Here is a 4,330-nt window from a genome sequence, read left to right on the forward strand (position 1 = left end):
GCGCCTACCCGACAGTCCGGCAAGGGTTGAAACCCCTGCCTCAAAGCAAAAGTCCTCTGAAAGAGGACTAATGAGTTGTTCTTCAGTCCTCTTTCAGAGGACTTTCGCTATAAGCCCCGTGGAATTCATTCCCTGGCGGAGTGCCGGGTAAGCGAGAAGACTGGCGGAGGAAAAGAGGACACCGCACCGTGCTCTTTCCCTACCGCAAAATCCTCAATTTTCATGCACGAAATATGTAACTACCCCCCCTATTATTTGTAGGGAAACGGCACTGCAGTCTCCTCTACTTTCCCCTGCAAACGTGCGCTCTACTTCCTGTCCCCCCCTTCTTAAGGGGGGTTAGGGGGGATCTCCGGGTTATGCCGCAAAGGTGCGATAGGCCGCTAATGCTGCTTGTTTGACGGCTTCTGGCACAATGGGAAAAGTAGTCAAAATATACGCAAATTCGGCTTCGGTTAAGCCGTAAAGGTGGGCGATGATGCCGTCTAATTCGGCTCGCAATTGAGCGCGTTCTGTTTCATCGGTAACGCCTTCTCGGTGGGAGTTTAAGCCGACTTCTTGGGCTAATTCGTCAAATTCTGGGGCGGTGCAGATGAGTTTGGCGGCGCGCTGTACGATGTCGGTGAAGTATTTGTCACCTGATGTTAATCGCGGGACAGGAAGTTGGTAAACATAGAAAAAGTTGATGTTTGCTGAAATTCGAGAGCGAAGTGCATAATCGACAATAAAACTATTCCAAACACTGACTAAATATAAACACTGATGATTATTAGGTGGAGTCTCACTACCTTCTGAACAACGCAACACTGACTGAAAGTTTTCTGCTTGAAAGTTAGGTGGAATGACTGTGGCTATCATTGTTCTGGTATTTGTACTGCTTGCAATCTTACGAAATCCAGCTCTATAAGTCTGATAATCTAGAGTTTGACCTCTATCCTGTTCTTTTCCAAGTATCGCAGCTCGTCCTTGTGATTCCTCTATCCAATAACGCGGTTCGCAAAGAGTATGAGTAAACTGCTCAATCATTTTCCCTTCATAAAGTGGCAGTCTCCCTTTCCCTGGTTCTTGCTTGAATAAATGACTGTCATTAGTCATGTGAAATTCCGCAGTTAACCGCAGATTCCATTTCCCCTCAATCTGTTCGCCCAGCAAAGGGAATTGCAGCATTTTCTCAGCAATCCGAATATCTCCCTCATTTTTAAACTCCATCACCGACAGAGAGTCAGGAGATAAGCGACGAATCAGGTTAACAGAAATCTCAATACATTCATCTGGATTGTTCAGAAAAGTATCGAGTTTGTCCACCCTAATCGCTTCTCGCGGATTGATGCGGAAAGCAGCTTGAAATGACTCTGTACTTTTACCTTTCTCAAAAGTGAGCAAGCAAAACTTGAAGCTGTGATGCACTCCTTCAAAAATAAACTTTTCATTGGACAAACCAAACAGTGAATCAATCTGAGTGTCAACAAATAACATTTCCCGCAGTTGCTTAGTACCCAAATCAGTATAAACTCCAGAAGGAATGATGATGCCGCACTCGCCATTTGGGCGTAAGAGGTTAAAACATTGCTCTAGAAAAAGCTTGTAGAAGTTAATATCAGTACCAGACTTTTTGCCGTTGACAATTGAAATCTGATTTTTGTACTGTTCTGCTGAACGGTAGTAAGCGCTAACATGAGGAAATTCACTCAAATATTTTAACCAAGTTTCAGCAATCTCAGGATTTTGCAGAATTTTATTTTGCTCTTTTTCAAAAGTTTTGATATCCATCTTGCTTTTTTTGGCTAGTTCGTTATGCTGCACAAAAAACTCTCTAGCATTTGGCTTAAAAATTTCCCAAGGCGGATTAGTAATAATCGCATCAAAACCGCCCCGTTGATGCAAAATTTCATCAAACTCATAGCCCCAGTGAAAAGGCTTCAAAGCTTCAATATCAGCGAGAGTCAGGGTACGCTTAATCGGCTTACCGCTAATCTGTGCTTGTTCAAACTTAATTTTTAACTCCTTGAAATTTTCCAACAAAATCTTATTAATATTTTCGATAGCCGGCGCTTTCTTTTCGGCAATTTCATCTCGTAAACTCTGCAAGTTTTGGCTATAGGTAGTCGCATGACGGTAAATAGAGATTAGACGGTTTTTCTCCTCTAATACTTGTCTGTATGTCTTGTGAAACAAATTTAACTGAGTTCCACTTCCTTCATATTCTGCGTCATCCACCCGCAGTAATCCAATTAAGGAATTGCCCGCCATAATGTTAAAATCAATATTCGGCAATGGTTCCAAGTCGTTGACATTCTGCGCGGCCGAAACCAAGGCTAAAAACAGTCGCAATTTAGCGATTTCCACTGCTTCCGGCATGATATCCACGCCGTAGAGGTTATCGCTAATAATCCGTTTTTTGATATAGTAGTTAAGTGATGAATGCTCTTTTTCGATGTCTTTTAAGTAGTCATTGAGGTAACGATCATTTAAAAACTTGCTTGTACCGATGACTGTTGAATAGATGTAAATCAGCGTTTTCATGGCTGCGACTAAAAACGCGCCGGAACCGCAGGCTGGGTCTAATAATGTTAGGTTTGGGAGGATTTCTATTAGCAGGCTGCGGCAGAGATTGGCGTCGAGATTGGTGAGGAGTTCGGTGATTGTTTCAAAGTGGGGAGAAGAACCCCCCCGGCCCCCCTTGCTAAGGGGGGAGAAAGAGTTGGATGCGTTGTCTTGTTGATGAAGAGATCCCCCCCGGCCCCCCTTAGTAAGGGGGGAGAAAGAGTTGGAGGAAGAGAGATTATTAACTCTATCGAGAATTAGTTTGTTGATTGTGCGATCGCACAAATATTCAGTAATCTCCGGCCTGGTATAATAAGCACCAAAGGCTTTTTGGTTAATGTATTTCTCAAAGATGTATCCCAAAACCGCCGGATTAATTTCGTTTTCCTTCCCGCCCACTGTATCGTCAAGATTCCAAGAATAGGCTGCAAATAAATTAAATATTTTCTCAAAAGCAGCATCGGGTATGGCGATATTCGGATAATTTTGTTCGATGGGATGTTCGAGAAACAGTCCCCCATTCAAATATTTAACATCGCCGATTAATTCTTTAACGCCTTCCTCCCGCAAATCGAGAGGTTTAGCAAATCCCTCAAAAAACAGTGTTTTCAAGAATTCTGAGTAAAATAAATCCGTTCCCCGCTGCTTGCTTTCGGCTAACTTTTCTTGCAAATACAGCATTTTGCCGCTGTCGATAAATCCTTTGCGCTGCAAAAAATAAACAAACATCAAACGGTTGAGTAAAACCGAAGTATACCAGCGTCTATCTGTTTCTTTGTCAATGCCGCGAATCACACTTAAAAATTCAACGTGTTGCTGTTTAAACTCTTCAAAAAACTTTTTAGTTACTCGTTCGACATCCAATCCCGCCTGCAATCTTTGGGCGACATCAATCACCGAAAGCGTTTCTAATTCTGCTAAATCAACCTTTAAAGCTGTCACCTTACTCAGCAGCAAATCGCAAGGTTCCCGTTTCACGTATACATGATCGCGGGGATAAAGTTTTGTACCTTCGCGCTTTACCCAATACCACAGACATTTAGTGCGATTTTTGTCAATAAAAATCAACAGATTTTCGGCGGAAATTTGGACGATTTCGCGATAAATCGTCAGTCTTTGGGCGTTGTTGGGGATATTTCCGCTATCGGCGATAATTTCATATACAACTACTCCGTTAAGTTGGGCGATGGCTTTTCGGGAATAAGTCTCGCCTTCTATTTCTACAGATACGGTTTTGTGGGATGATGGATTATCCCAACCGAGTTTTTGGACGAATAATTTGTTGAATTCAAAGTCTTGGAGAAGTTCGCGGGATTCTTTAAGTGTTTGTGGCATGGTTATATATGAAGGAATAAGGGAGAACTCTAGTAGGGACACGGCATCGTGCCCAAGGCGTGTCAACTTAACGTTAAACCGAGAGTCAGATAGTCCGACAGTCCGACAGTCCGACAGTCCGACAGGGAATGAATTCCCTGTCTCAAAGCGAAAGTCCTCGCTATGAGGACTGAGAAGAAAAATTTTCAACTCATCAGTCCTCTTTCAGAGGACTTTCGCTATTAGACAGACAGTTCGACAGTCCGACAGTCCGACAGTCCGACAGGGAATGAATTCCCTGTCTCAAAGCGAAAGTCCTCGCTATGAGGACTGAGAAGAAAAATTTTCAATTCATGAGTCGTCTTTAGACGACTTTCGCTATTAGACAGACAGTTCGACAGTCCGACAGTCCGACAGTCCGACAGGGAATGAATTCCCTGTCTCAAAGCGAAAGTCCTCGCTATGAGGACTG

The 4,330-nt window shown here is 43.2% G+C and carries 1 protein-coding gene; it reads right to left on the reverse strand.

Annotated features, from left to right (window positions below; genetic code table 11):
* Positions 1–357: 357 nt before the first annotated feature.
* A complete protein-coding gene (locus tag QT973_RS20780; protein ID WP_333392088.1) occupies positions 358–3,879 on the reverse strand; it encodes an Eco57I restriction-modification methylase domain-containing protein in 3,522 nt (1,173 codons plus the stop codon).
* Positions 3,880–4,330 lie beyond the last annotated feature (451 nt).

Origin of the sequence: Microcoleus sp. Z1_A1, assembly GCF_036700305.1 — a bacterium.
Classification (GTDB): Bacteria; Cyanobacteriota; Cyanobacteriia; order Cyanobacteriales; family Microcoleaceae; genus Microcoleus.

Coding starts and splice junctions, on each gene's coding strand:
- QT973_RS20780 (WP_333392088.1), bottom strand. CDS start 3,879: ATGCCACAAACACTTAAAGAATCCCGCGAACTTCTCCAAGACTTTGAA.